The sequence below is a fragment of the Leucobacter denitrificans genome, assembly GCF_014396385.1.
Classification (GTDB): Bacteria; Actinomycetota; Actinomycetes; order Actinomycetales; family Microbacteriaceae; genus Leucobacter; species Leucobacter denitrificans.
In genome coordinates this window covers 798,262-819,177 of record NZ_CP060716.1, presented here as the reverse complement: position 1 = coordinate 819,177, position 20,916 = coordinate 798,262, and the positions used below count along the sequence as shown (strand labels likewise).

At 62.4% G+C, this 20,916-nt stretch carries 17 protein-coding genes; 9 read left to right on the top strand and 8 right to left on the bottom strand.

Annotation, left to right across the window (positions count from 1 at the left end; all coding sequences use genetic code 11):
• Positions 1 to 55 precede the first annotated feature (55 nt).
• Both H9L06_RS03890 and H9L06_RS03885 read left to right on the top strand, forming a co-directional pair.
• Complete coding sequence (locus H9L06_RS03890; protein WP_187555938.1) at positions 56 to 1,390, top strand: hemolysin family protein; 1,335 nt, start codon at positions 56 to 58, stop codon at positions 1,388 to 1,390.
• The gene (locus tag H9L06_RS03885) at positions 1,387 to 2,436 is read left to right on the top strand and encodes a hemolysin family protein (RefSeq protein WP_187555937.1); all 1,050 of its coding nucleotides are present in this window, start codon (positions 1,387 to 1,389) and stop codon (positions 2,434 to 2,436) included. The genes H9L06_RS03890 and H9L06_RS03885 overlap by 4 nt, the downstream gene beginning before the upstream one ends.
• Here H9L06_RS03885 and metX read toward each other — a convergent pair.
• Positions 2,433 to 3,638 (bottom strand): homoserine O-acetyltransferase MetX, encoded by a 1,206-nt coding sequence (gene metX / locus H9L06_RS03880; protein ID WP_187555936.1) that lies wholly within the window; start codon positions 3,636 to 3,638, stop codon positions 2,433 to 2,435. The two genes, H9L06_RS03885 and metX, sit on opposite strands and share 4 nt — an antisense overlap.
• Positions 3,639 to 3,708: 70 nt before the next feature.
• Between metX and H9L06_RS03875 the strand changes: the two genes are divergently transcribed.
• Positions 3,709 to 4,377, top strand: coding sequence for a DNA alkylation repair protein (locus tag H9L06_RS03875; RefSeq protein ID WP_187555935.1), 669 nt, complete (start codon positions 3,709 to 3,711; stop codon positions 4,375 to 4,377).
• A gap of 114 nt (positions 4,378 to 4,491) precedes the next feature.
• On the opposite strand, the gene H9L06_RS03870 is transcribed toward H9L06_RS03875, so the two are convergent.
• Complete coding sequence (locus H9L06_RS03870) at positions 4,492 to 5,811, bottom strand: bifunctional o-acetylhomoserine/o-acetylserine sulfhydrylase (protein WP_187555934.1); 1,320 nt, start codon at positions 5,809 to 5,811, stop codon at positions 4,492 to 4,494.
• Between the two features lie 155 nt (positions 5,812 to 5,966).
• Between H9L06_RS03870 and H9L06_RS03865 the strand changes: the two genes are divergently transcribed.
• Together H9L06_RS03865 and H9L06_RS03860 are read left to right on the top strand one after the other, a co-directional pair.
• Entirely contained in the window at positions 5,967 to 6,764 is a 798-nt protein-coding gene (locus H9L06_RS03865) for an SDR family NAD(P)-dependent oxidoreductase (protein WP_187555933.1), read from the top strand.
• A 54-nt stretch (positions 6,765 to 6,818) separates the two neighbouring features.
• Positions 6,819 to 7,442, top strand: coding sequence for a uracil-DNA glycosylase (locus H9L06_RS03860; RefSeq protein WP_187555932.1), 624 nt, complete (start codon positions 6,819 to 6,821; stop codon positions 7,440 to 7,442).
• Here H9L06_RS03860 and H9L06_RS03855 read toward each other — a convergent pair.
• Positions 7,414 to 8,376, bottom strand: a complete 963-nt coding sequence (locus tag H9L06_RS03855; RefSeq protein ID WP_187555931.1) for an agmatinase family protein — start codon at positions 8,374 to 8,376, stop codon at positions 7,414 to 7,416. The genes H9L06_RS03860 and H9L06_RS03855 overlap by 29 nt on opposite strands.
• A gap of 125 nt (positions 8,377 to 8,501) precedes the next feature.
• Here H9L06_RS03855 and hutH point away from each other — a divergent pair, with 125 nt between their 5' ends.
• Both hutH and H9L06_RS03845 read left to right on the top strand, forming a co-directional pair.
• Complete coding sequence (hutH, locus tag H9L06_RS03850; protein ID WP_187555930.1) at positions 8,502 to 10,082, top strand: histidine ammonia-lyase; 1,581 nt, start codon at positions 8,502 to 8,504, stop codon at positions 10,080 to 10,082.
• Positions 10,083 to 10,091: 9 nt separating this feature from the next.
• Complete coding sequence (locus H9L06_RS03845; RefSeq protein ID WP_187555929.1) at positions 10,092 to 10,880, top strand: IclR family transcriptional regulator; 789 nt, start codon at positions 10,092 to 10,094, stop codon at positions 10,878 to 10,880.
• On the opposite strand, the gene hutI is transcribed toward H9L06_RS03845, so the two are convergent.
• Both hutI and hutU read right to left on the bottom strand, forming a co-directional pair.
• On the bottom strand, positions 10,837 to 12,042 hold the full coding sequence (gene hutI, locus H9L06_RS03840; RefSeq protein ID WP_187555928.1) for an imidazolonepropionase: 1,206 nt from the start codon (positions 12,040 to 12,042) through the stop codon (positions 10,837 to 10,839). The genes H9L06_RS03845 and hutI overlap by 44 nt on opposite strands.
• Before the next feature lie 6 nt (positions 12,043 to 12,048).
• Complete coding sequence (hutU, locus tag H9L06_RS03835; RefSeq protein WP_187555927.1) at positions 12,049 to 13,746, bottom strand: urocanate hydratase; 1,698 nt, start codon at positions 13,744 to 13,746, stop codon at positions 12,049 to 12,051.
• Between the two features lie 206 nt (positions 13,747 to 13,952).
• Here hutU and H9L06_RS03830 point away from each other — a divergent pair, with 206 nt between their 5' ends.
• Together H9L06_RS03830 and H9L06_RS03825 are read left to right on the top strand one after the other, a co-directional pair.
• Complete coding sequence (locus tag H9L06_RS03830; RefSeq protein WP_187555926.1) at positions 13,953 to 14,996, top strand: NAD(P)-dependent alcohol dehydrogenase; 1,044 nt, start codon at positions 13,953 to 13,955, stop codon at positions 14,994 to 14,996.
• Between the two features lie 124 nt (positions 14,997 to 15,120).
• Positions 15,121 to 17,154, top strand: coding sequence for a DEAD/DEAH box helicase (locus tag H9L06_RS03825; protein ID WP_187555925.1), 2,034 nt, complete (start codon positions 15,121 to 15,123; stop codon positions 17,152 to 17,154).
• A gap of 96 nt (positions 17,155 to 17,250) precedes the next feature.
• On the opposite strand, the gene H9L06_RS03820 is transcribed toward H9L06_RS03825, so the two are convergent.
• From H9L06_RS03820 to H9L06_RS03810, 3 genes are all read right to left on the bottom strand, one after another.
• Positions 17,251 to 18,603 (bottom strand): NAD-dependent succinate-semialdehyde dehydrogenase, encoded by a 1,353-nt coding sequence (locus H9L06_RS03820; protein ID WP_187555924.1) that lies wholly within the window; start codon positions 18,601 to 18,603, stop codon positions 17,251 to 17,253.
• Between the two features lie 128 nt (positions 18,604 to 18,731).
• Positions 18,732 to 19,628: a DUF4349 domain-containing protein gene (locus H9L06_RS03815; RefSeq protein ID WP_187555923.1), complete on the bottom strand. Its 897-nt coding sequence runs from the start codon at positions 19,626 to 19,628 to the stop codon at positions 18,732 to 18,734.
• A 52-nt stretch (positions 19,629 to 19,680) separates the two neighbouring features.
• On the bottom strand, positions 19,681 to 20,910 hold the full coding sequence (locus H9L06_RS03810; RefSeq protein ID WP_187555922.1) for an MFS transporter: 1,230 nt from the start codon (positions 20,908 to 20,910) through the stop codon (positions 19,681 to 19,683).
• Between the last annotated feature and the right edge of the window lie 6 nt (positions 20,911 to 20,916).

Below are 20,916 nucleotides of genomic sequence, written 5' to 3'. Positions count from 1 at the left end.
CTCCGAGTACCAACCGCGATTATTCGCGGAACATTGAAATATATGGGGTCGAGCGGTGAACGAGTGGGTGCAACTCACCCTCGGCATCCTCCTCACACTCGGCACCGGCGTTTTTGTCGCTGCAGAGTTCTCGCTCGTAGCCCTCGATCGACAAGACCTCGAACGCAGGCGCAGCGGTGGCGAACGCGGGCTCGACATCGTTATTCGCGGCCTCACACGTACCTCGACTCACCTGTCGAGTGCTCAACTTGGGATCACGCTGACGACACTGCTCGCAGGCTATTTGTTTGAGCCTGCCATCAGCACATTTCTCGATGCGCCGTTGAACGCGCTTGGGTTGCCCACTGAATTTCAGCGCCTGGTGAGCGTGCCGATTGCGGTGGCACTCGCGACGATCTTCTCAATGATTGTCGGCGAACTCGTTCCCAAGAACTTCGCGATTGCAATGCCGCTTCAGACTGCAAAGCTCGTGATGCCATTACAAGCAGGATTCACATTTGTGTTCAAGCCCGCAGTGCAGGTGCTGAACGGCAGTGCAAATGGTCTGCTCCGATCTATCGGTATTGAGCCCAAGGAAGAGCTTTCCGGCGCGCGGTCGGCAGAAGAGCTCTCGTCACTCGTGCGTCACTCGGCAAGCGAAGGCCTGCTTGAGGCCGACACGGCAACCTTGCTCGATCGAACCCTTCACTTCTCGGAACTCACTGCCTCAGACGTAATGACGCCGAGGCTGCGAATGGTGAACATACAGCGGCTCGAACCCGCAACTGCAGTGCTTGAGCTTTCTGGTCGCAGCGGATTCTCACGATTCCCCGTCATCGACGAGGATCGCGACGATGTCGTCGGTATTGTTCACGTGAAGCAGGCAGTGTCTGTTCCGCGCGCCAAGCGAGCCGAGGTGCCGGTTGCTGCGCTCACAGAGGAGCCACTTCGGGTTCCGGAGACTATTCGAGTCGACCAATTGCTTGAGCAGCTCAGGTCTTCTGGGTATCAACTCGCAATTGTTGTCGACGAATACGGAGGCACAGCCGGGCTCGTGACCCTTGAAGATCTTGTGGAGGAGATCATTGGGGAAGTTGCTGACGAGCATGACCGAGCAGCCGCGGGCGTCATCGGCACCGCCGATGAACTGACGTTCCCGGCAGACCTTCGTCCAGACGAACTCCAGGAGCAGACAGGCATTGAGGTTCCAGACGATGACGAGTTCGACACAGTGGCGGGCTTCGTGCTGCGTGAACTCGGTCGAATTCCAGAACCAGGCGCCGAGGTGCAGCTGCCCGACGGGTCGACACTGCGCGTCGAGCGCATGGAAGGTCGACGAATTGCGCGACTGCGGTACATCGGGCCTGCTGCTGGGCCCAAAGACGCTGGTGAGGAAGGGGTGATCTCATGAGTGACTGGCTAGGACTTGTGTGGTTGGTGCTCCTGCTCATCGCGAACGCGTTCTTCGTCGGCGCAGAGTTTGCGGTGATTTCGGCCAGGCGGTCGCAGATTGAACCGCTCGCAGAGGCTGGGTCAAAGCGCGCAAAAACCGCGCTGTTTGCGATGGAGCACGTCACGCTCATGCTGGCGACCTGTCAGCTGGGTATTACCGTGTGTTCACTCGTGATTCTGAATGTGTCTGAGCCCGCGATCCACCATCTGCTCGAAGTGCCGCTCGCATGGACCGGGCTGAACGCCCAGACCGTGAGCATCTCAGCATTCATACTCACGCTCTTGATCGTCACGTACCTTCACGTGGTGTTTGGCGAGATGGTGCCGAAGAACGCCGCGTTCTCGCTGCCAGATAGGGCGGTACTGCTGCTTGCCCCGCCGCTTGTTTGGATCTCACACGTGTTCAGGCACATCATCTCCGCGCTGAATGCGATCGCGAACGGGGTGCTGAGGCTCTTCCGCGTCGAGCCGAAGTCTGAGCACACGAGCACTTACACCCTCGAAGAGGTCGCGAGCATAGTGGATCACTCGAGGCGCGAAGGCGTGCTCGAAGACCGAAGCGGTGCGCTCACGGCAGCATTTGAGTTCACGCTCAAGCGGGCGGGCGACGTGCTTGTCCCACCAGATCGTCTCATTGTGCTTCCTGCGGGATCCACACCGGCCGACGTTGAACTCTCGGTCGCAAAGCACGGATTCTCGAGATACCCAATTTCGAACCCCGACGGGGGACTCGCGGGGTTTGCGCACATTAAAGACCTGGTGCGCACCACCGAAACCTTCATTGACCAGCCGATTCCACCGAAGCGTATTCGTGAGATGCTCACGCTTCACGTCGACACAGACCTCGAAGACGTGCTCGCTCAGATGCAGCTGCGCGGCATTCACATGGCGCGAATCGTCGACGCGTCAGGTACAGAGCTCGGCGCTGTGTTTCTCGAAGACGTTATCGAAGAGCTCGTCGGAGAGATTCAAGACGCGACCCGCCGCCAGCGCTACGGCGACTAACTCGCGAGCAGTCGCAAGAGCTGTTCGCCCACGAGGTCGAACTCGATGAGGAACGAGTCGTGACCGTACGGTGAGTCAATCCGGGTAGCCCGATCGCCGTCGAGGCTGCCCGGAGTGTGTATGGCGATCTCGTCCTGCCCCTCAATCGTGAAGAGTCGGTCGCTCGGAATGCCGAGAATGAGGGTTGGAATCTCGATCGTTTGCAACGCAGCGCGCACGCCACCCCGCCCGCGCCCCACGTCGTGTGAGTTCATGGCCTGCACGAGCGTGACGTAGCTGTTCGCGTCGAAGCGCCTGGTGAACTTGTTGCCGTGAAAATCGAGGTACGACTCGACAGCGAACCGGCCGCCCTTACCGAGCGGGCTGACCGCCGACTGCCACGAGCGGCCAAACCGGTCGTCGAGCTCGGTGTTGCTGCGATAGTTGAGCAGCGCAAGCCTGCGGGCCGTAGCGAGGCCGTGATGTGGGCCGATGCCGTCTGGCGCGTCGTAGTAGTCGCCGCCGTGGTAGGCCGGGTCAGAGCGGATCGCCTCGAGCTGCACGAGGTTCAGGCCGATCTGGTCGGCGGTCGTCACAGGCGGTGCTGCGATGACCGCAAGCCGCTCCGTGCGCTCCTGGTACATGACGCCCCACTCGAGGGCGTGCATGCCGCCCATGGAGCCGCCGATGACGGCGCTGAAGCGATCCACACCGAGCTCGTCGGCAAATTGCGCGGTGACATGCACCTGGTCGCGAATCGTGAGGTACGGGAACCGAGCGCCCCACTCGCGGTTATCGGGCGCGAGTGAGCTTGGCCCGGTGGAGCCTTGGCACCCGCCGAGCACGTTCGGGGCAATGATGCAGAACTTGTCGGTGTCGAGCGGTTTGCCCGGGCCAACGATCTCGCTCCACCAGCCGTCGGTCGGGTGGCCCGCGCTCGCGGGGCCGACGAGGTGGCTATCTCCGGTGAGCGCGTGGAACACGAGGATCGCGTTGTCGCGACGGTCGTTGAGCTCGCCGAATTGCTCATACGCCATGCGAATGCGGGGGAGTTCTTCACCGGCCTCGGTCGTGAGCGTGCCGAGCGACACGAACTTGCGATCGCCAACTGGATCTCCGTCGCGCCAGCCACCCGAGATCGGTGGTCGACCCATGAGTGCTCGTAACTGCGCATCGGTGATGAAGTCGGTGAGGAACGAATCCTCCGGGGTCTGCCAGTCCATAAGACTCTATTGTGGCCCGGATTCGAATTGCGTGCCGCATTGTTACGAGAACTGCGCGTAGGCTCGGATTATGACGTTGACATCAGCTGAGGTGCGCGAGCGGCTCGAGGCGCTCGCTGATCCACGAATTCTCGAGGTGAATCAGAAGCACGGCGACGACCACGCCGTGAATCTCACCAAGCTGCGCGCGGTTGCAAAAGAGGCGGGTCGCGACGCCGGCCTTGCGCGTGAACTCTGGGCGACCGGCGACACCGCTTCGCGGCTCGTCGCGCTGCTCGTAAGCCGCCCGAAAGATTTCAGCGAAGACGAGCTCGATGCGATGCTTCGCGAGGCGAGGGTTCCGAAGGTTCAGGATTGGCTCGTGAGCTACATCGTGATGAAGGGGCCGCACGCTGATGCTCTGCGCGAGCGGTGGTTTGACGATGCAGACCCTGTTGTCGCTGCTGCTGCGTGGGATCTCACGACGCAGCGGGTGAAGAAGAGCGACCAGAACATTGACCGAGACGCGCTGCTCGACCAGATTGACGCCGAAATCGTTGAAGCACCCGAGCGGTTGCAGTGGGCGATGAACTTCGCGATGGGCGAGATTGGAATCAACTCGCCCGAGCATCGCTCGCGGGTGCTCGAGATGGGCGAGCGTCTCGGCGTGCTGCGCGACTATCCGACCTCGCCGGGCTGTGTTTCACCCTTCGTGCCGCTGTGGGTGCCCGAGATGGTGCGCCGCGCCGAAGGCGCGTGATCCACCCCAAAAACACACTTTGACCCGGCAGTAGATGCGCTTTCGGTGTTGCGGAAGCAGCATCTACTGCCGGGTCAAAATAAGGTATCTGGTGAGTACCTCGTGGGGAAGTACCTACGCGGCGGCCTTCACGACCTCGCGGGCCGCGGCGAATCCACGCTCAAGATCTGCCTTGATGTCTTCGATCTGCTCGAGACCGACCGAGAGGCGCACGAGACCTGGCGTGACACCAGCGGTGAGCTGCTGCTCTGGCGTGAGCTGCGAGTGGGTCGTTGACGCGGGGTGGATCACCAGCGAGCGAACATCTCCGATGTTGGCAACATGGCTGAAGAGGTCGAGCGCGTTCACGAACGCCTTGCCTGCATCAACGCCGCCCTTGAGCTCGAACGAGAGTACGGCGCCGACACCCTTTGGTGCGTACTTGTTCGCAACCGCGTACCAGGGGCTCGAAGGGAGGCCCGAGTAAGCAACGCTCGCAACATCGGCGTGTGCCTCGAGCCATTCCGCGATCTCCTGCGCGTTCTGCACGTGACGCTCGATACGCAGCGACAGGGTCTCGATGCCCTGCAGCAGCAGCCACGCGTTGATCGGGGCAATAGCCGAGCCGAGGTCGCGGAGCAACTGCACGCGCGCCTTGATGATGTACGCGATTGCGTCGCCGACGGCTCCGGTATAGCTCACGCCGTTGTACGATTCGTCGGGCTCCGTGAGGCCGGGGAACTTGTCAGCGTGCTGCGACCATGGGAACGTGCCGCCATCGACAATGACGCCGCCCATGGTTGTGCCGTGGCCGCCGAGGAACTTCGTTGCCGAGTGTACGACGATGTCTGCGCCGTGTTCGAACGGACGCACCAGGTACGGACTCGCGATCGTGTTATCGATGATGAGCGGCAAGTTGTTCTCGTGAGCGATGTCGGCAACCGTGCGAATATCGAGCACGTTCGAGCGCGGGTTCGCGATTGACTCAGCGAAGAAGAGCTTGGTGTTCGGACGAACCGCGCGCTTCCATGCTTCTGGATTGTCCTGATCCTCAACGAACGTCACTTCGATGCCGAGCTTTGCGAGCGAGTACTTGAAGAGGTTGTAGGTACCGCCGTAGATCGACGATGACGAAACGATGTGGTCGCCAGCGTTCGCAATGTTGAGCACAGCGAAGGTTGAGGCAGCCTGGCCACTCGCGAGCAGTAGCGCGGCTGAACCGCCCTCGAGAGCTGCAATGCGGTTCTCCGCAACTTCCTGCGTCGGGTTCGTGATGCGGGTATAGATCGGACCAAGCTCGGCAAGCGCGAAGCGGTTCGCGGCCTGTTCGGTGCTGTCGAAGACGAACGCGGTGGTCTGATGGATCGGCAGTGCGCGAGCACCGGTCGTCGCGTCTGGCTCTTGGCCGGCGTGGATCTGCTTGGTCTCAAATCCCCATGAGGTCTTGTCGGTCATGCTGTGCTCCCTAGATGTGTGGTTGTCGTAGTGAATACGATGGAGTGGTGTTGCAATAGACAGTAGGCACGCGTCTTCGGCGATGCAATGCCCGTCGACACGAAGCGTAACGTATGCGACATAAGACGTAATGGGCCGAACGGCGAGGAGACGGAATGCTTAAGCGCGTAGTGGTGACCGGAGCGAGCTCAGGGATTGGTGCGGCAACGGTACGCAGGTTTGCAGAACTCGGCTGGCAGGTCGTAGCGGTCGCTCGCAGGGCGGATCGATTGCGGGAGCTTGCCGACGAGACCGGCGCACACGCGATCGTCTGCGACATTACCGACGAGGAGGCCGTGCGTCGCATGGCCGCGGAGGTTGCCGAGACCGGAGGAGCATCGGCGCTCGTGAACAACGCGGGCGGGGCAATTGGCACCGACTCGGTTGAGGCTTCAGACAACGATGAGTGGCGGAGCATGTTTGAAGTGAACGTGCTCGGTCTTCGTTCCGTGACGGCTGCGCTTCTGCCCGTGCTACGGGAGGCGACGAGGGCAGGTGAGGGCGGGGCCAAACATGGGTGGGCATCCATACTGAACCTCACCTCGACTGCTGGTCTTGCCGCATACCCGGGAGGTGGCGGCTACAACGCTGCGAAGTACGCCGCCCACGCGGTGACTGAGGTGTTGCGGTTCGAACTCGCTGGCGAACCGATTCGCGTGATGGAGCTGGCCCCCGGACTCGTGCACACTGAGGAATTCACCCTGAATCGGCTGCGCGGTGATGCCGAGAACGCCGAGAAACCATACGAGAACCTCATCCCGCTCACGGCAGAGGATGTCGCACAGGTGCTTGTCGGCGCGTTCGAACAGCCTCCGCACGTGAACCAAGATCTCATCGTCATTCGTCCCGTGGCGCAGTCGAGCGTGTTTCACGCGCACCGGGGGCCGCTGGCGGCGAAGACGCAGGAGCAGTAGTTGCTGCGCTGGGAAGACACGGTAGCTCCCGATTGGCGCGAAGCGCTTGAACCTATGGCAGAGCAGCTCAGCGATATCGACCGGTTTCTCGAGAGCGAACGCGCTGCGGGGGCGCTGGTGCTTCCTGCTGAAGATCGCGTGTTCGCGGCATTTGAGCGACCGCTCGCTGACGTGCGGGTGCTCGTCGTGGGGCAAGACCCCTACCCGACACCTGGCCACCCGATCGGGCTCGCGTTTGCGGCAGATCGCCACGTTCGCCCGATTCCGCGCAGCATCGCGAACATCTATCGAGAGTTGCACGATGATCTCGATATCGTGCCCGCTCAACATGCCGACCTCAGCGGGTGGGCGGATCGGGGAGTCATGCTCATGAACCGAGTGCTCACGGTTCGGGCGGGTGAGGCAGGGTCGCACCGCAGAAAAGGTTGGGAGGCTGTGACTGAGCAGGCGATCCGCGCCCTCGCAACCCGTGGTGGGCCGCTCGTCGCCATTCTCTGGGGCAATGATGCACGGAAGCTCGCACCCGCGCTGGAGGGCGTACCGCTGATTGAGAGCGCGCACCCCTCGCCGCTTTCAGCTTCGCGCGGGTTCTTTGGTTCGAAGCCGTTCAGTCGCGTGAATGCCTTACTCGCGGCGCAGGGTGCCGATCCTATTGACTGGCGCCTCGATTCAGCCTGATTGCGAGCCCCGCAGCCGCTTCCAAGACGCAGAGCGCCGCGAGCCGCACGGTGCGCCCGTCGGGGGCGTCAGCGCTCGCATCGACCTCTGCAATGTCGATGCCCTTCACCTGAGGGTGTGTTGCGAGCAAACGAGTGGCGAGTCGAAGCTCATGCGCTTGGATGCCCCCGGGAATCGATGCCGGGCACGCCGGAGCGACCGAGCGGTCGCAGACGTCGACGTCAAGATCCACATGAATTGGGCCCCCACCAGCGCCGGCAATGCGCACTGCCTCGGCGACAATCTCGCGCAGCGGTCGCTCGTGCAACTCATCGCGGTGGATCACCGTAATACCAAGCTCTTTCGCGCGCTTGCGGTAGGCACGTGAGTTCGCGAAATCGGCGATGCCGATCTGCACGATGCGGCGTGGGTTGAGACCAGCTTCGATGAGCCTGCGAACCGGGGATCCATTGCTGCGCCCGTCGCGAAGGTCATGATGTGCGTCGAGTGTGATGAGCCCGGCTGTTTTGAGATCTGCACCCGCAACACCAAGCGCCGCGGGAACCGTGAGGGCGTTGTCGCCGCCGAGCATGACGACAAGCTCGCTGCGCGATGCGAGGTCTCGCACGAGTTCGGTGGCGGCGGCCTCGCCGTGCTCAGAGTCGGGATCGTGCGCGTCCCCAGCATCCGCAATCGTCAGGGCATCGTCGAGCACAAGTTCTGCCTCGTCGCCGCGCCCACCAGATGACACCATGTGGCTCGAATACCGTCGCAGCGCCTGGCGAACCGCTGCCGGGGTGAGATGTGCCTGGGTGGGGGAGAGCGATGTCTGCGACGTGGGAATGCCAACGAGAGCAAGATCGACGCGCTCCCCATCTGCAAGCCGCTTCCAACCGCCCGTGCGGGGCCACAGTGGATCGGTAGCCAGCGGCCTCTGCTCGGGTGTCGTGCTCATAACTGCAAGGTAGCAAGTTCGCGTGTGGTTGCGTCAGAGGCAGTGTTGCTCATATGTCCGGTATCCCAGACAGCCTTCGGTGTAATGCCCTCCCAATCATGCCGCGAGTGGGATGAAATCGAAGCATGAGTGAGCACACCACCACACCGATACTTGAGCACGTCGTACTTGGGGATGCTCCGCTGAGCCGCGAGGCCGTCGTCTCGGTCGCACGCGGCGGCGCACGTATCGAGATCAGTGCGTCGGCCCTCGAACGCGTCACGCAGGCTAGCGAAGTAATCGCCGCGCTCGCAGACGACACCGTGCCCCACTACGGGGTGTCAACCGGCTTCGGGGCACTCGCAAAGGTGCAGATACCGGTCGAAAAGCGCAAACAGCTGCAGCGCAGCCTCATCCGCTCGCACGCCGCAGGCAGCGGTGCCGAGGTTGACCGAGAAATCGTGCGCGCGCTCATGCTGCTCAGGCTGCAGACCCTCGCGACAGGCCGCACCGGAGTACGACCCGTCGTGGTCGAGACCTACGCCGCGATCCTCAACGCGGGCATCACCCCCATCGTGCACGAGTACGGCTCACTCGGCTGCTCTGGCGACCTCAGCCCACTCGCACACTGCGCACTCACGCTCATGGCCGAAGGCCGCGTGCACGTCGCAGGCGAAGAGGCGCCAGTCGAGGCTGCGGATGCGCTCGCCGCAGCGTCGATCGAACCGATCGTGCTTCTTGAGAAAGAGGGCTTGGCGCTGATTAACGGCACTGACGGCATGCTCGGCATGCTGTGTCTCGCGCTGCACGATCTCGATCGGTTGTTCGCGGTTGCCGACCTTGCTGCCGCGGCGAGCGTCGAGGCGCTTACGGGCACAGATGCTGTGTTTCAGTCGGATCTCCACGCACTCAGGCCTCACCCCGGTCAGGCGGTGGCGGCTGCAAACATGGCAAAGCTGCTCAAGGACTCGAATCTCATTCAGCGGCCGCGCGAGGGAGAATTCACCCGCGTGCAGGACGCGTACTCGCTGCGCTGTGCTCCGCAGGTGCACGGTGCTGCACGAGACACCGCCGCGCACGCAGACCGTGTCGCCGCGGTGGAGCTCGCCTCGGCGATCGACAACCCGGTGGTGCTTCCCGACGGGCGAGTTGAATCAAACGGCAACTTCCACGGTGCCCCCGTCGGCTACGTGCTCGATTTTCTCGCGATCGCCGTTGCCGATCTCGCGAGCATCTCGGAGCGCCGCACCGATCGATTCCTCGACGTTGCCCGCAACCACGGGCTCCCACCATTCCTCGCGGCCGATGCCGGCCTCGACTCCGGGCTCATGATCGCGCAATACACGGCCGCGGGTATCGTGTCCGAGCTCAAGCGCCTCGCGGCTCCCGCGTCGGTCGACTCGATCCCGTCATCTGCCATGCAAGAGGACCACGTGTCGATGGGGTGGGCTGCGGGCCTCAAGCTCAGGAAGGCGATCGACGGTCTCTCGCGAGTGCTGAGCATCGAATTGCTCACATCGACGAGGGCTCTGGATTTCCGAGCCGCATATGGTGGAGGCACGCCAGCACCTGCGACCGCCGCGGTACACGAACTGTTTCGCACGCGCATTCCTGCGCCCGATACCGACAGCTTTCTCTCGCCGACTATCGCGGAGGCGCACGAGTTCGTTGAGAGCGGGGCAGTACTCGATACCGTCGAGACGGCGCTCGGCGCCCCACTCGCGTAGGCTGCCTGCATGAGCGTGCCCAAGGTGCCAGCAGCCGATCAGTCGCTGCGCATTCTGAGTCTGCTCGCTCGATCGCGTGGGCCCGTACCCGCGAGCATCATCGCCTCGCAGCTCGAGTTGCCGCGCTCGAGTGTGTACCAATTGCTTGCGACGATGCAGGAGCACGGCTTCGTCATGCACCTGCCCGAGGAGCGGCGGTACGGGCTCGGCATTGCGGCTGTTGAGCTGAGCCTCGCGTACGAGAAGCAGGAGCCGCTCGCGAGACTCGGTCGGCCTCTCATCGCGCATCTTGTGGATCGCATGGGATTGAGCGGGCACCTCGCCGTTCCGAGCGGCAACGAAGTGCTCTACGTGATCGAGGAGCGCGCTCACGGTGCGCCGTCACTCGTCACCGATGTCGATGTGAGGCTGCCGATGCATCTCACCGCGAGCGGGCGTGCGGTCCTCGCTGCGCTGCCGAAAGCACAGGTGCGGGCGCTTTATCCGAACGAGCAGGCATTCACCCACCGTCTTGAAAACGAGCGCAGCATCGATAGGTATTCGAAGCTGCGTACCGTGCTCGACGACACAGTGACGCGGGGTTTCGCGGTCGAGCGTGGATCAGTGACAGCGGGGTTCTCGTCGGTTGCTTCGGCAGTGCTCGATCACCGGTCTTGGCCGGTCGCCGCGATTGCGCTTACGTTCCGAGACGAGGATATTCCAGAATCGGAATACGGCGAGATTGCCGCCGAGGTCCGTGCTGTAGCCGAGACGCTCACTGACCGAATTCACGGCCGGCGATCCACACCGCGCGAGTGAGGCGCATGCCGGGGCGATAAGCGAGATGGCTCGCAGACGGCGCATCGATAAGGTGCAGGTCGGCGCGCGCACCCGGTGCGACCATGCCAACTCTTGGTTGCGCATTGCCGCGTGGATCGACCCACCCGTCGCGGTGCATGCCGAGTGCAGTCGCCCCGCCGAGTGTCGCTGCGCGCACCGCCTCTTCGACTGTCAGCCTCATCTGCAGCACCGCGGTTGCGACGCAGAACGCCATCGAATTCGTGAACGAGGTGCCGGGGTTACAGTTCGAGGCGATAGCGAGTGTAGCGCCGGCATCGAGGAGGTCTCGGGCCGGTGCGAAGGGCATTCGCGTAGACAGGTCACAGGCTGGGAGCACCGTCGCGACGGTGGGGGATTCAGCGAGGGCCGCAATGTCGGCTGGGCTGAGGAAGCCGAGGTGATCCACACTCAACGAACCGTACTTAACCGCGAGCTGAACTCCGGGGCCGTGACCGAGCTGGTTGCCGTGCACGCGGGTCGCGAGGCCCCGCGAGCGCGCGGTTTCGAGCACCCGTCGAGATGCGGCCTCGTCGAACGCGCCCTGCTCGCAAAACACATCGACCGCACTCACATGCGGCGCGACCGCGTCGAGCATTGGGCCAGTGACGAGGTCGAGGTACGCATCGGGTGAAGTACCGTTTGGCACGACGTGAGCACCGAGAAATGTCACTGCATCAACCACGCGCGCGGCGATGCGTGCTGACCGCACCTCATCCTCTGTGGTGAGCCCGTACCCTGTCTTCGTCTCAATAGTTGTCGTGCCGTCGCGCCGAGCCTCGTTCGTGAGCCGCACGAGGTTTTGGTAGAGCGACTCGTCGCTCGCCTCCCTGGTAGCGGCCACCGTGACATTGATTCCTCCAGCGGCATATGCAGTTCCCGCCATGCGGGCCTCGAACTCCGCTCCGCGATCGCCCGCGAACACCATGTGGGTGTGCGAGTCGACCCAGCCGGGCAGCAGTGCTCGCCCTCCCGCGTCATATCGCGTGTCCGCCTGCGGGGCTTTTGAGGCGGGGCCGACCCAGGCAATGCGATCCGCTTCGACCACGACCGCGGCATCGTGCACTCGGCCGCCGACGCCCGGCCCCAACTCAGGGTCATTCGTCGTGAGTTCGGCGATGTTGTCGATGAGCAGGGAGGACATGGTGGCTCACCAGGCCTCGTCTGTGTTGCGGATCGTCGGCTCCATTGGAACCCGCACGCCACGCTCGGCGGCGACGTCTGCCGCCCGCTGATACCCGGCGTCGACGTGTCGAATCACACCCATGCCCGGGTCGTTCGTGAGCAGACGCTGAAGTTTTTCCGCGGCCAACTCGCTGCCGTCGGCGACCGAGACCTGTCCCGAGTGGATCGAGCGGCCGATGCCCACTCCGCCCCCATGGTGCAGCGACACCCACGTAGCACCCGAGGAGGTTGCGGTGAGCGCGTTCAAGAGCGGCCAGTCGGCAATCGCATCTGACCCGTCGGCCATCGACTCGGTCTCGCGGTAAGGCGACGCGACAGACCCAGAGTCGAGGTGGTCGCGGCCGATCACGATCGGTGCCGAGATTTTGCCCTCGGCAACGAGCTCGTTGAAGCGCACCGCGGCCTTGGCGCGCTCGCCATACCCGAGCCAGCAGATGCGGGCTGGCAGGCCCTCAAACTCGACGCGTTCTTGCGCTGCGCGGATCCACCGCCTGAGATGCTCGTTTTCTGGAAACAGCTCGAGAATTGCCTCGTCGGTGACACGAATATCTTCGGGATCGCCAGAGAGCGCGGCCCATCTGAATGGACCGAGCCCCTCACAGAACAGTGGGCGAATGTACGCCGGAACGAATCCGGGAAACTCGAACGCGCGATCGTACCCGCCCTTTCGGGCCTCGTCGCGAATCGAGTTTCCGTAGTCAAAGACCTCAGAACCCTCGTCTTGAAACTCGACCATCGCCCGCACATGCGCGGCCATTGAGGCCTGTGCATCGGCGGTGAATAATTCCGGGTCGGCCTCTGCTCGCTCGTGCCAGGTGGCTACTTCGTATCCGATCGGCAGGTACGAGAGTGGATCATGCGCGCTCGTCTGGTCGGTCACGATATCGATGTGGATCTCACCAGCCCGATGCCTGCGCAATAGCTCCGGGAATACCTCTGCCGCGTTGCCGACGAGACCGACCGACCATCCACGTCGTTCTTTCTTTGCTTGCTGCACCTTTTCGATCGCCTCGTCGATGTCTGTGACAACCTCGTCGAGGTATCGTTTTCCGGCCCGACGACGTAGACGGGTCTCATCGACGTCGACAATGAGGCAAGCCCCATCATTGAGCGTGACAGCGAGCGGCTGCGCGCCGCCCATTCCGCCGCAGCCACCGGTGAGCGTGATCGTTCCGGCGAGCGTTCCGTCGAACCGCTTTCGTGCCACCGCCGCGAACGTCTCGAATGTGCCCTGCAAAATGCCCTGGGTGCCGATGTAGATCCACGACCCCGCGGTCATCTGGCCGTACATGATGAGCCCCTCGGCCTCGAGCTTTCGAAACTCGGGCCAGTTCGCCCAGTCGCCGACGAGGTTCGAGGTCGCAATGAGCACTCGTGGCGCCCACACATTCGTGCGGAACACCCCGACTGGTTTGCCAGACTGCACGAGGAGCGTCTCGTCTTCCTCGAGATCACGCAGGGTGTCGACGATTGCGTCGTAGGCATCCCATGACCGCGCGGCGCGTCCGGTTCCTCCGTACACAACGAGATCGTCAGGTCGCTCAGCCACCTCGGGATCGAGGTTGTTCATGAGCATGCGAAGGGGAGCCTCGGTTTGCCAGCTCTTCGCTGAGATGGTCGTGCCGCGAGGTGCGCGGACTGGGCGTGCGCCTGGAAGTGCCATGACGGTCCTTTCGAAGTGTTGGTTCCATCTCACCGCGAACTGTCGTGCTGTTCAATCGGTTCACCTTGGCAGTTGTCCGGTATCCCAGACTCACTAGAAATTCGCGCGGTGCGTGCATACGATCGAAAGTGCGTAAGTACTGGGTGTTAAGTCGGTGCTTGTAGTTGCCCTGAGTACCGCCCCGTGCGCGCAGCAAGGAGTGCATCATGAAAGCAGTACGATTTACAGCTTGGAAGACATTCCCCACAATCGAAGAGGTTGAGCGCCCAAAACCGGGGCCCGGTGAGGTGCTGCTCAAGATTGCAGGCGCTGGCGCTTGCCACTCCGATGTTGCGATCTTCGAACAGTTTGATGAGAGCATGGGTGACCAGCTCGCACCGAGCTACACGCTCGGCCACGAGAATTCTGGATGGGTTGAGGAACTCGGCGAAGGCGTGACCGGCGTGAATGTCGGTGATGCGTACCTGTCTTACGGTCCCATTGGCTGCGGGCAGTGTCCGGCGTGCTCCAGAGGTCAAGACACCTACTGCTACAACGCGGCAGAGCAGCCCTATCTCGCGACCGGGCTCGGTCGCGACGGCGGAATGGCCGAATACATGACGGTTCCCGCGCGCAACCTTGTTCCGCTCGGTGATGCCGACCCCGTGGCCGCAGCGCCTCTCTCAGACGCGGGCCTGACGCCGTATCACGCAATCAAACTCGCGCTCCCGAAGCTGCAGGGCGGTGGCAAAAGCGTGCTCGTGATTGGGCTCGGTGGACTCGGGCAGATCGCAGTGCAGATTCTTACCGCTATCACCGGCGCCACGGTATACGCGACCGACATGAAGCCCGAGGCAATGGCTGAGGCAGAGAAGTCGGGTGCGATTCCAGTTGAGGGCGGTGAGGGGCAGGCGGATCGGGTCCGTGAGCTCACCGGCGGTCAGGGTGTCGACGCGGTGTTCGACTTTGTAGGCATTACCCCCACGATTAAGGTTGCCCAGCAGGTCATCGCCCGCCGAGGTCGCATCACGATCGTTGGAGTCGCGGGTCAACCGACGAGTTGGGATTTCTACTCGAACCCCTACGAGGCCGAACTCACGAACACCTACTGGGGAACGATCGAGGAACTCTACGAAGTGGTCGCGCTGTACCGGGCAGGGAAGATCTCGCCGAGCGTCAAGACCTACTCGATGGATCAGGCGCTCCAGGCGTATCACGACCTGCACGACGGCAAGTTGAGCGGTCGAGCGGTAGTCACGCCACACGCCTAACCGGTGGATCCGTGTCGGTCGTTCCTCTCACTGTGAGTGGAGGCGCGACCGACGCGGAGGCATGCCCGCCGCGAATCACGAACGTAGTCACTTGGGAGTGACTCGGGGCGTGTAGACTGATACGATGCCCTCTTCTGAGAATAACGCGCCCGATACAGACCCCGTAGACGAGCAGCGCACGACTTTTGCCGATCTTGGCCTCGCACCCGAGGTACTTGAGGCAATCACCGCCGTAGGTTACGAAACCCCTTCGGCGATCCAGGCCGCAACTATTCCGACCCTGCTTCAGGGCCGCGATGTTGTTGGTCTTGCCCAGACCGGAACCGGTAAGACTGCCGCGTTCGCCCTCCCCATTCTTTCCCGCATCGAACCCGGCCAGGGTGTGCCTCAGGCGCTCGTGCTCGCGCCAACTCGAGAGCTCGCGCTCCAGGTCTGTGAGGCGTTCGAGAGCTACGCTTCGAAGCTGCCGCAGGTGCACCTGCTGCCGGTGTACGGTGGCCAGGCTTACGGTCAGCAGCTCTCTGCGCTCAGGCGCGGCGTTGACATCGTCGTGGGCACGCCTGGTCGAATTATGGATCACCTGAAGCGTGGTTCGCTCGATCTTTCAGAGATCAAGTACCTCGTGCTCGATGAGGCCGACGAGATGCTGAAGATGGGCTTCGCGGAAGACGTCGAGACGATCCTCGCTGACACACCAGAAGAGAAACAGGTTGCACTGTTCTCGGCGACAATGCCGGCGCAGATTCGTCGCATCTCGCAGCAGTACCTCAACGACCCTGAAGAGGTGAAGATCGCCGGGAAGACGCAGACTTCGGCGAACATCACCCAGCGGTACCTCGTGGTGTCGTACATGCAGAAGCTCGATGCGCTCACCCGCATCCTCGAGGTCGAAACTTTCGACGGGCTCATTGTGTTCACCCGCACGCGTGGCGATTCCGAGCAGGTCGCAGAGAAGCTGCGCGCGCGTGGCTACTCAGCCGCTGCGATCAACGGCGACATTCCGCAGAACGTGCGCGAGCGCACCGTGCAGTCTCTGAAAGACGGCCGCCTCGATATCCTCGTCGCGACAGACGTCGCTGCGCGCGGCCTTGATGTTGAGCGCATCAGCCACGTCGTCAACTACGATCTGCCGATCGATACCGAGTCATACGTACACCGCATCGGCCGCACCGGGCGTGCGGGCCGTACAGGTGATGCGATCAGCTTTGTTACGCCTCGCGAACGCCGCATGCTTTCGTCGATCGAGCGAGCGACCAAGCAGCCTCTTACGCAGATGCAGCTGCCGCGCGTCGACGAGGTGAACGCAACGCGCCTATCTCGCTTTGACGATGCAATCACCGCAGCACTCGACGAGACCGATCGCATCGAGAAGTTCCGCGACATCATTGATCACTACGTGCGTCATCACGACGTGCCCGAGAACGATGTTGCTGCCGCACTTGCGGTGGTTTCGCAGGGCAGCACACCGCTGCTCCTTGACGAATCAGACGATCAAAAATTCGCGCGCGACCGCCAGCAGGCGCAGCGTTTCCTTGAAGACGCGGGCAGCGACCGTGGGCGTGGCCGCGACGACCGTGGCGACCGCGGAGAGCGCCGCCAGCGCACTCAGCGCGACGACTTGCGCATGTACCGCATCGAGGTAGGACACCGCCAGAAGATCAACCCCGGTCAGATCATCGGTGCTATCGCGAACGAGGGCGGGCTCACCCGTGATGACTTCGGTCGTATCCAGATTCGCGATGACTTCTCGCTCGTCGAACTGCCGAAGAGTCTTTCGCGCGAGGCGCTCGACGCTCTGCGTGCGACTCGTGTGAGCGGCAAGCTCATCGAGCTCAAAGAAGACAATGGCCCAGCTCCGCGTGGTCGGGGATTTGAAGACCGCGGTGACCGCGGATCAGATCGCGGTGGCCGTGGCGGTTACCGTGGCGACCGTGGATCGGATCGCGGCGGATACCGGGGTGACCGGGACAATCGCGGTGATCGCGGTGGATACCGAGGCGATCGAAACGACCGCGGTGATCGAGGTGGCTACGGCCGTGACGACCGCGGAGACCGCGGTGGATATCGCGGCGATCGTGACCGCAACGATCGGGGCGATCGCGGTGGCCGTGACTTCGGCAACAACCGTGCCGACGGAAAGCGCAAGCCTCGCTGGTAAGTTGTGCGGTCGTTAGCTGCTAGCTAACGACAACGCAGATACATAAAGAACGGTTCGGCCCTCAAATGAGAGCCGAACCGTTCTTTGTGTTAGGTCTTAACCTGCGAAGCGGAAGAGCTTCTTGTTGGCGAATTCAAGCATGCCGACCTTACCGAGCTCGCGCCCGTAGCCCGACTTCTTCACGCCACCGAATGGAACATCGGCACCTTCGAGGCCGGCTCCACCGATGAAGACCATGCCCACGTCGAGCTGGTTACCAACCTGCTCAGCGCGCTCGAGGTCATCACAGATCACGACCGAGCCGAGGCCGTACGGTGAGGAGTTCGCGAGTTCAATCGCTTCCTCATCGCTCGAGACCTTGTACAGCTGTGCAACGGGGCCGAAGAGCTCCTGGCTGTACACGTCCATCGATGGGGTCACACCACCGATGACGGTCGGGGTGAAGACGTTGCCGTCGGGGGTGTTGTTGCCGACGAGCACGTCAGCGCCCTGATCGATCGCGCCCTGCACCTGCGAGGTAAGGGTCTTCGTTGCAGCCGCAGACGAGAGCGGGCCGAAGTCGTTTCCGTAGCTCTGGCCAGCGATGGCCTCGAGGAACTTCTTCGAGAACTCATCGTAGATCGAGTCCATGACGACGATGCGCTTCGAACCATTACATGCCTGGCCGGTGTTCTCCATGCGGCCGCCAACAGCGTGCTCGACTGCGTGGTCGATATCCTTCGTGTCGAGCACGAGGAACACATCAGATCCGCCGAGTTCGAGTACGCACTTCTTGAGTGCGCGGCCAGCTTGCTCTGCGACGATTGCGCCCGCACGCTCTGAACCGGTCAGCGAGACGCCCGCGATGCGGTCGTCAGCGATGATGTCAGAGATCTGCTCGTGGCTCGCGAATACGTTTACGTATGCGCCCTCAGGGAAGCCTGCGTCGCGGAAGAGTTTTTCGAGCGCGAGTGCCGACTCTGGGCACTGTGCTGCGTGCTTGAGCACGATGGTGTTGCCAAGAATGAGGTTCGGCACTGCGAAGCGAGCAACCTGGTAGTACGGGTAGTTCCACGGCATGATGCCGAGGATTACGCCGGTGCCCTGGAAGCGGAAGAATGTCTTCAGGCCGTCTTCGACCTCGAGTGGTTCATCAGCAAGCCAAGCCTCAGCGTTGTTTGCGAAGGCTGCGGTGATCGCACCAGAGAACTCTGCCTCGCCGATCGACTGGTCGAGGGGCTTGCCCATCTCGCGGTTGATGATTTCGCCGAGTTCTTCTTTGCGCTCCTCGAAGAGTTCTGCAGCGCGGGTTGCGAGCGCTGCACGCTCGGCGACGGTCGTCTTACGTGACCACTCTTGGTAGGTCTTTTGGGTTGCAGCGAGTGCTGCTTCAATATCGGCTGCGGTCGCTTCCGGGTACTCAGCGAGGGTCTCGCCAGTAGCCGGGTTGATGACGGCGAAGGTGCCCATAGATGACTCACTCCTTAGTGACTTCGTCGGTGTTTGGGACTCCAAGTCTCGCACACCACGCGCGCCAATACTAGTTCGGCGCGCCTTGCGTTTTCAGGTGGGATCCAGGCGAAATAGTGTTCGTATCGTCACTCTCTGGGCAAATTGTTCACCGATTCCGTCGGAGTCGGCATCTTCCGTTTCTTCCTGCGGATACCGATAGGGATGAGCACGGCTGCGGCGATGACGCCGAGAATGAGTAGCCACGGCAAGATGATGCCGACGAAGATCACAAGACCGGAGGCGAAGCTGCCGATGGATGCTACTCCTGCCTTGAGCGCCTCCCAGAAATTCTGCGGTCCACCGCCGGGCAAGACACTCGGCTCGGTCATCCAAATCGAGATCGTGGCCTGCTCAATTTGACCCTCGAGTGACTCGAGCTGTGCCTTCAAACCATCGAGCTCAGCTTGCCTCGCAGAAAGCGCGCTTTCAATTTCGAGGAGGTCGCTTGTCGATTCCGCAGTCTCGAGAAGGTCTGTGAGCCTGCCCACCGAAGTTTCCAGAGCCTTCACGCGAGCAGCAAGATCGACGTGGACCTCAGTCACATCGTCACTCCCGCGCTGTTCTGAGCGCACAGTACCGACCTCAGAGAACGCGTCGAATGCCTCATTAAAGCTGTCCGTGGGAACGCGAAGCGTGATGCTCCCATTTTGTGTCGCATCCCCATCGCCGGACACCTGCTGCGAAGCGACCTCGCCGCCAAGGCGATCCACTATTGAAGCGATCTCTTCTGAGGCTTCACTCACGCTCTCAACCTCGAGGTCGAGGCTGCCCGTGCGAATGATCGAGCGGTCATCGGTCATGACCATGCTTTCGGGCGAGGTGACCGACGAGTCGGCGGCGGATCCACCGACCGCACCTCCGTCGTTCATCTCGACCCCTCCGAGGTCGCGCGCTTCAGTCGAACTCGGCGGCGCAGAGCACGCAGTGAGGGGCAGGAGCACGAGCAGGGCGGTAACGCCGAGGAATGTGCGGAGTCTCTTCATGCGATCAACATACTCAGCGAGAGCTGTCACGCACAGATGCCGCAGCAAAACGTTACGGAAGCGGGATTGCGATTGTCCCGGTTTCTGGTGGCTGCTCGATGTCGATGCCTTTGAGATCCGGGATCCAGCGAGTCGTGCTCGCTGCAATAATTGCCGCGACGACCAGCAGACCCACGGAAACGTAGATCGCGCCGTGCGCACCCATCGCGTCGATGGCCACGCCGCCAATTGCCGAGCCCGCAGCGACTCCGACGAGTTGCCCCGTTCCGATCCACCCGAATGCCTCGGCGGTCTCTGAGAACTTGACCGTCGCACCAATCATGCTCGAAATCGCGGCGAACGTTGGCGCGGTGCCGATGCCACCCAAGAAGAGCACGGCTGAGAGCCACCACATATTCAGGCTCACGAGGCACGCGGCGGTGCCGGCAAGCACAATTGCGATACGCACGAACGCCGACCACGGGCGCACTGGGCGATGCCCGATTATTAGTCCGCCGACGAGCGATCCACCAGCAAAGAATGCGAGCACGAGGCCTGACTCGAGACTGCCGTGTGATGCCGAGCCGTCGGTAGGTGCGAATGCTCGCACGACGCCCGCCTCAATCGCGGCAAACGATGCGACAAAGAAGAAGCCGATCACCGTGGAAATGAGCACGGTTGGTCTGCGAAGCACCACTCCGAGCCGCGTGCGAGACTTCGGGAGCTTCACCACTGACATGAGAGGAGTCGTGATGAACCAGGCACCACCGATGAGCATGGCCGCAGCGGCAACGCACAGGCCGACAGGGGTGCCGAACTGCGACGAGGCGAAGACTGCGACGACGGGACCCACAACCCAGATGATTTCCTGGGCAGCTGCGTCGAGCGAAAACAGGGCAGAAATCTGATTGCCGGGAACCATGCGCGGGTACAGCGTGCGAACCGCCGGAGTAATTGGCGGAGTCGTGATGCCGATGAGGAAAGCAAGCGCGGTCACGATGAGCAATGGCAGGTGTACGAACGCGATGGTCACAAGCAGGGCGCTGCAGACGATCGAGGTCGTTGCGAGCACGCGGCGCATGCCCAACGTGCCCATGAGGCGACTCGTGAGGGGGCCTGCTATCGCCTGGCCAACACTCTGCGCGGCGAGCACGATACCGGCCGAAGTGTAGTCGCCGTACTGCAGCTGCATGTGCAGCAGAATGATGATCGACAGCATGCCGAACGGAAAGCGCGCGGTGAGTTGCGATGCCAGCACGCGGTAGACGCCCGGATGGCGACCAAGTTCCCGATAAATTCCCACCAGCAG

Bases quoted from the DNA above. Each gene is read 5' to 3' on its own strand.
- H9L06_RS03885 (WP_187555937.1), top strand. From the start codon at position 1,387: ATGAGTGACTGGCTAGGACTTGTGTGGTTGGTGCTCCTGCTCATCGCG.
- metX (WP_187555936.1), bottom strand. From the start codon at position 3,638: ATGGACTGGCAGACCCCGGAGGATTCGTTCCTCACCGACTTCATCACC.
- H9L06_RS03875 (WP_187555935.1), top strand. From the start codon at position 3,709: ATGACGTTGACATCAGCTGAGGTGCGCGAGCGGCTCGAGGCGCTCGCT.
- H9L06_RS03870 (WP_187555934.1), bottom strand. From the start codon at position 5,811: ATGACCGACAAGACCTCATGGGGATTTGAGACCAAGCAGATCCACGCC.
- H9L06_RS03865 (WP_187555933.1), top strand. From the start codon at position 5,967: ATGCTTAAGCGCGTAGTGGTGACCGGAGCGAGCTCAGGGATTGGTGCG.
- H9L06_RS03860 (WP_187555932.1), top strand. From the start codon at position 6,819: ATGGCAGAGCAGCTCAGCGATATCGACCGGTTTCTCGAGAGCGAACGC.
- H9L06_RS03855 (WP_187555931.1), bottom strand. From the start codon at position 8,376: ATGAGCACGACACCCGAGCAGAGGCCGCTGGCTACCGATCCACTGTGG.
- hutH (WP_187555930.1), top strand. From the start codon at position 8,502: ATGAGTGAGCACACCACCACACCGATACTTGAGCACGTCGTACTTGGG.
- H9L06_RS03845 (WP_187555929.1), top strand. From the start codon at position 10,092: ATGAGCGTGCCCAAGGTGCCAGCAGCCGATCAGTCGCTGCGCATTCTG.
- hutI (WP_187555928.1), bottom strand. From the start codon at position 12,042: ATGTCCTCCCTGCTCATCGACAACATCGCCGAACTCACGACGAATGAC.
- hutU (WP_187555927.1), bottom strand. From the start codon at position 13,746: ATGGCACTTCCAGGCGCACGCCCAGTCCGCGCACCTCGCGGCACGACC.
- H9L06_RS03830 (WP_187555926.1), top strand. From the start codon at position 13,953: ATGAAAGCAGTACGATTTACAGCTTGGAAGACATTCCCCACAATCGAA.
- H9L06_RS03825 (WP_187555925.1), top strand. From the start codon at position 15,121: ATGCCCTCTTCTGAGAATAACGCGCCCGATACAGACCCCGTAGACGAG.
- H9L06_RS03820 (WP_187555924.1), bottom strand. From the start codon at position 18,603: ATGGGCACCTTCGCCGTCATCAACCCGGCTACTGGCGAGACCCTCGCT.
- H9L06_RS03815 (WP_187555923.1), bottom strand. From the start codon at position 19,628: ATGAAGAGACTCCGCACATTCCTCGGCGTTACCGCCCTGCTCGTGCTC.